At 47.6% G+C, this 4,898-nt stretch carries 4 protein-coding genes; all 4 read right to left on the reverse strand.

The features are described from left to right. Window positions 1-13: 13 nt before the first annotated feature. The 4 genes from F0L74_RS09595 to F0L74_RS09610 all read right to left on the reverse strand — a co-directional run bounded on the left by F0L74_RS09595 (window position 14) and on the right by F0L74_RS09610 (window position 4,858). Window positions 14-715: an SMI1/KNR4 family protein gene (locus F0L74_RS09595; RefSeq protein WP_149837643.1), complete on the reverse strand. Its 702-nt coding sequence runs from the start codon at window positions 713-715 to the stop codon at window positions 14-16. 81 nt (window positions 716-796) lie between these two features. Further along, window positions 797-1,642: a hypothetical protein gene (locus F0L74_RS09600; protein WP_149837644.1), complete on the reverse strand. Its 846-nt coding sequence runs from the start codon at window positions 1,640-1,642 to the stop codon at window positions 797-799. A gap of 388 nt (window positions 1,643-2,030) precedes the next feature. After that, window positions 2,031-3,839 (reverse strand): OmpA family protein, encoded by a 1,809-nt coding sequence (locus F0L74_RS09605; RefSeq protein WP_149837645.1) that lies wholly within the window; start codon window positions 3,837-3,839, stop codon window positions 2,031-2,033. 17 nt (window positions 3,840-3,856) lie between these two features. Continuing rightward, a complete protein-coding gene (locus tag F0L74_RS09610) occupies window positions 3,857-4,858 on the reverse strand; it encodes a PorP/SprF family type IX secretion system membrane protein (RefSeq protein ID WP_149837646.1) in 1,002 nt (333 codons plus the stop codon). Window positions 4,859-4,898 lie beyond the last annotated feature (40 nt).

The following is a 4,898-nucleotide window of genomic DNA, read 5'->3' on the forward strand; positions in this document are numbered from 1 at the left end:
CTTCCCCATTATGCTATTCATCTTCGTACTCATCTTCTTCATCATCCATATCCTCAATAGACAAATAAAACCAACCTACATCTAAATGGTCTAACATGTCATTAAACCGGTCCCGGTTATTGGTACCAATAAAAATACCGGAACAGTTTTGGTTTTCGTCAAATGACAGGGTGATCACTTCGGTATAATCGCGGGTGTAGATCCGCTGCGAACTATTCGAAAGATCTTCCAATTCCTGCCAGTTATCTTTAATATAATCAATGACTTCCGGTTTAACCGCCTCCAGGCAGTTGCCATTGAATAGCAATCCCCCTAAAACGCCATTATACACCGCCAACATTAACAAACAAGCTGCCAGTGGAAACTCCAAATGCCAATCAGGATCCGCTTCACTACTGGAATAGTTACCATATACAAGCGGATCCGGATCCATGAAGTTTTCCTTTTTTACACCCCAGGAAACCACACCCTGGTTCTCTTCATAAAACATCAAATACCCATCTTGGGAAATCCATACTTCTTCACATCGTAACAATCTGTTATGAGCATTGTTTAGCGATTCATGACTGCCCAAACTGAGGTAGTACGCTCGCAACGTAGCAGGCAACTCAATATTCAACCGCTTTTCCAATGCCACGATCTCGCTTTCTTTTAATCCGAAGTTTTCATCTTCGGGAATTCCATACAAATGTCTGATCTTTTGAAAATAAGTCATACGCAAATAGTTATATCAACCGGGTCTCTTTGGCGCGGTTGATCAATGTAACAATATTACTCACCTGAAATTTATGCCGCGCTATTGAAGCAGCACCCCAATGTTCTTAAAACTCTTTTCTTCTTCCCTGATCATTTCCTGCCAGGTGTTCAGCCCAGCCAGTTTCCGATGGGCCGCTATATCCCTTAAATTGTCATGGGGCAACTGCAGCATTGGTTTTCCATTCTCCATTTTTGCCCGCATACCATAGCGTTGTGGTTTACCCTGGTCAAGTAATTCATTATCTACGTCATAACAAATACGGTTTGGAAGCTCCTTCTTCTCCAGTAATGCTGTTATTTCAACTGTCTTATTAGCCACCAGGTCCCGTAGTACCCGGGACATAGTCTCGACAAACTTGTCCACCGGTACCTTGCCATCCTTTGAATACTGCGGCAAGCGCTTCCTGTTCACATATTCACCCGGAGCAATTTGCAGCAAATGTTCCTCCATGTATTTCGCTACCTGTTCAAACTGTTTCTTCAACGACTGCCCCTCCTCCCAGGTCATTTTAACATTTTTATAATAGAAATTCGATGACCATCCACTATAAACAGGGCCTATCAACAACTCACGTTCGATATATTGCATGCAAAACTCAGACGGTACATATCGTTTAAGCCCGGAAGCACTATCAATGTTATACCTACCAAAAAATACGCCATCTGTGAACTGTTTGTACATAGCCGGATCCCTCATCAATAAAAAGAGCATCTTATAATCTCTCAATTTCCCGGAAATATCCCTGGCGGCCAGCTCCTGCCGGATGAAATATACAGCGGAATCAAATTGGAGCAGCGAAGCGCAAACATCTGCGAGGTCCAGGTTATACGAGGGAGCACCCGGACGACTGGCGGCCGTATGCAATTCGTCTTTAGCAACTAGCATTAGCGACCGTAAAGACGGAAAAATCGAATCTACATAAAATGTGGTTGCCTTAGTGATACAGGAATTCTGCGCATGTGTGGCGGTAATAGTCAACAAACCAAAAAAAATAGCAATAATTGTTTTCATAGTATAGGTTGAGATAAATCGGCGCCCGGTTCGTTTAGAACGCACTTTGAACCGCAAGATACAGGTCTTATTGAAAATAAACCAAATGTAATAGTTAGGTTCCAGGCAAATGTACCCCCCAGCAAACGCAGTGGATCACCAGGAATGGCGATCCACTTTTGTCTTTTGCTATTTTTATAACCAATTATTGCCTGCATCCAGCAAACAATATGTTTACATTATCATCTTTATATGATCTGATCTGGTTTTCAGTTTTAGATAATCACCATATTACCGTTACCTGCGTACGTCTGTTCTGTTTGTAATCTTCCTCCGTGCACGGCACCCCGTCCTTACAGCCATTTACCGGCTCCTGTTCGCCTTTATTGCTGTAATAAAGCCGGCGGGGATCAATCCCTTTATTATTGACCAGGTAATCAATCGCGGCATAACAGCGTAAGGCCGACAGGTCTGTGTTATACTGATCCGGTCCCCGGCTGTCTGCATAGGAGACAATAACGATCCTCCAGTCCGGATGCCGTTTCATGGCGCCTGCCACTGCGTCCAGTACCTTGCGTGACTCAGTAAGCAGGGCCGTGCTGTTATAATTATAGAGGAACTTCAGCTGCTCCAGCTGGCGTTTGTCGTCCTCCTCTTCTGCCGTATGGGTCTTTACAATGGCCGGGGGCTTTTCGCCGCCCGTTTCGGGGCCTGTTGTAACCGGCGCGCCACTGTTAGCCGGGGCAGGGTTAAACCTGTCGGAATACCCCGGATCAGTAAAATAATAGATATCATCGCTCCCCATGCCGCCCTGCTTGTTAGACGCCAGATAGCCCTCATAACCGTTACGCTTCAATATCAGCCCCATATCATCTGCCCCCGAGTTAAAAGGGGCTTTCATATTTTCAGGTGTCTCCCAGCTGGCTTTATCTCCCTTTGCGCGGTATATATCATATCCGCCCAGGCCAGCATACCCTTTGCTGGAAAAATACAGGATCCCTTCTTCATTAACGGTAGGAAAGATCTCAGCCGCTACCGTATTTATTTTAGCGCCACAGTTTACCGGCACGCCCCAGGTGCCGTCTGCCTGCTTTTCTGCATACCAGATATCTGTCTGCCCCAATCCGCCCGGCCGGTCAGATACAAAATATAAAACACTGCCGTTGCTGTTCAATACCGCATGGCTGGAGGAATAGCCCGCTACATTTATACCTGGCAGCAGCACCAGCGGCGCCCATTTGCCGTTCTTCTTTACAGATTGATAGATCTGCAGTTGCCGTACCCCATTTGCAGGCCCCTTGCTATTGGTTGTAACCGGCTGCCCTTGTATATTAATGGTTGCATACAGGGTGTCTTCCGTATTGTTAAGACATACAGGCCCTATATGATAGTCATATTTTCCCAACAGGCCAGGCAGCAGTTCTTCCAGGTACATATTAGCATTCCCCAGGGAGTATTGCCTGTAAACGTATGCTTTATAATAAGGCTGCTCCGTACGTTTGTCTGTAGCCGGGTGCGCCTCTGATCCGCTGTTTAATGACAGCGTGCGGTAGCCGGTAGACATGAGCAATAACCCTTTTTGCACTACACCGCTTACCAAGTCTGACCCTGGCGTGTTCAGTTCCTTTACCGGCTGCAGCTGCACCCGCCCGGAAGACTGCCTCCAGGCCCCCGAGCTGTCGCAGCTTTGTAAGGCTACGGCTTTTAACTGTATGCTATCCGCATTGACGGTGCTGAACAAATTATATTGCTGCCTGGCGGAATCGTATTGCTGCAGCTGCCGCAAAGCCTCTCCATAAGCAAAATATGCTGCTACAGGGTGATCAGGACGGCTTATTATATGCTGGTAATAACCTGCGGCCTCCTTAAAATTTCCTGTCTCCTGGTAGCACCTGGCCAGCCTCATCCACTGGTCAACGGGCATTTTATCACCGCGGCTGCGCGCCAGCCTGTTATAAAGGGCGCCCGCCACAGCGTATTCCTGCCGCGAATAGGCTTCTTCCGCCAGCCGCAACACACTTTTCTGCTCCTGGCTGTACAGGGCTGCCATGCTTATGAATACCAGCGCTATTGTTAAACTACATCGTATCATAATGCGTAAGTAATGTTTTAGAAATACCGCGGGCTCCGCACGGCGTATTTTTTTGAGGGGAATAAAAACCCTAATGATATCTCATGTGATCCTCCCTGGTAACCGGCCATTTTATTCACATTCAGGTCGTAAGAATATCCAATGCGCAGCTTCTCCGTTGCATAGTATTCTACCATGGCGCTGGCCGCATCCAGTTCGGTAAGATCGCCAGGCAGGTTGTTTTTGTTCCAGAGCTTCACATTCGTGCGGTAAGAGCCGCCTATCCAGATCTTTTCATTGATCAGCAGGAACACATTAACATCCATATTGGTAGGCCCCTTAAAATCCTCCTTTACCAGGATGGAGGGCTTTAGCTGCAGATTTTCCGATAAGTTAAACAGGGCCCCGGTGGTAACGTACAGGTGCTGTGTCTTACGGATGGTGGAATAGTTGTTCCCCTTCCAGGTGTAACGGCTGGCATCTGTATACAGCGAAAAAAGATCCATGATGGAGGCGCCGGCATAGAACCGCGGCGTATAATAGTAGATACCAAACCGGGCATCCGGTACCCAAACGCTTTTTTTACCAAGGGGTAGCGCCACATCATCATTATCGGTGTATTGCAATGCATTGCCATCAATGGAATATTGGGTAACGCCCCCTCCTATACCAAAACACAGCCGCCGCGATCCTTCATCATCCAGTGGTATACGGTAAGAGTAGGAACCGTACAGTGACAGGGCGTCCTGCGGGCCCAGCTTATCAAACAGCATCTGCAGCCCAAGCCCTACCTTGCCATCGCTGGCTCCCGTTACACCATCCACCGATACGCCGCCGGTACGCGGCGCGCCCGGGAACCCGGCCCACTGGTGCCGGTATACCGCGTTTACATACAGATCCTCTTTGTAGCCTGCATAGGCAGGGTTAACGCTCAACCCGTTGAATACATACTGGCTGAACTGGATATTTTGTTGCGCCGTAGCGCTAACTCCCAGGATGAGCAGCAGGAATACCATTCCCGCTCTGCGTACTGTTTGCATCTTTTTCACTTTTAAGATCAGCAGATAATGTTGCGGTCTG

This window comes from Chitinophaga agrisoli, from assembly GCF_008386695.1.
Lineage (GTDB): Bacteria > Bacteroidota > Bacteroidia > Chitinophagales > Chitinophagaceae > Chitinophaga > Chitinophaga agrisoli.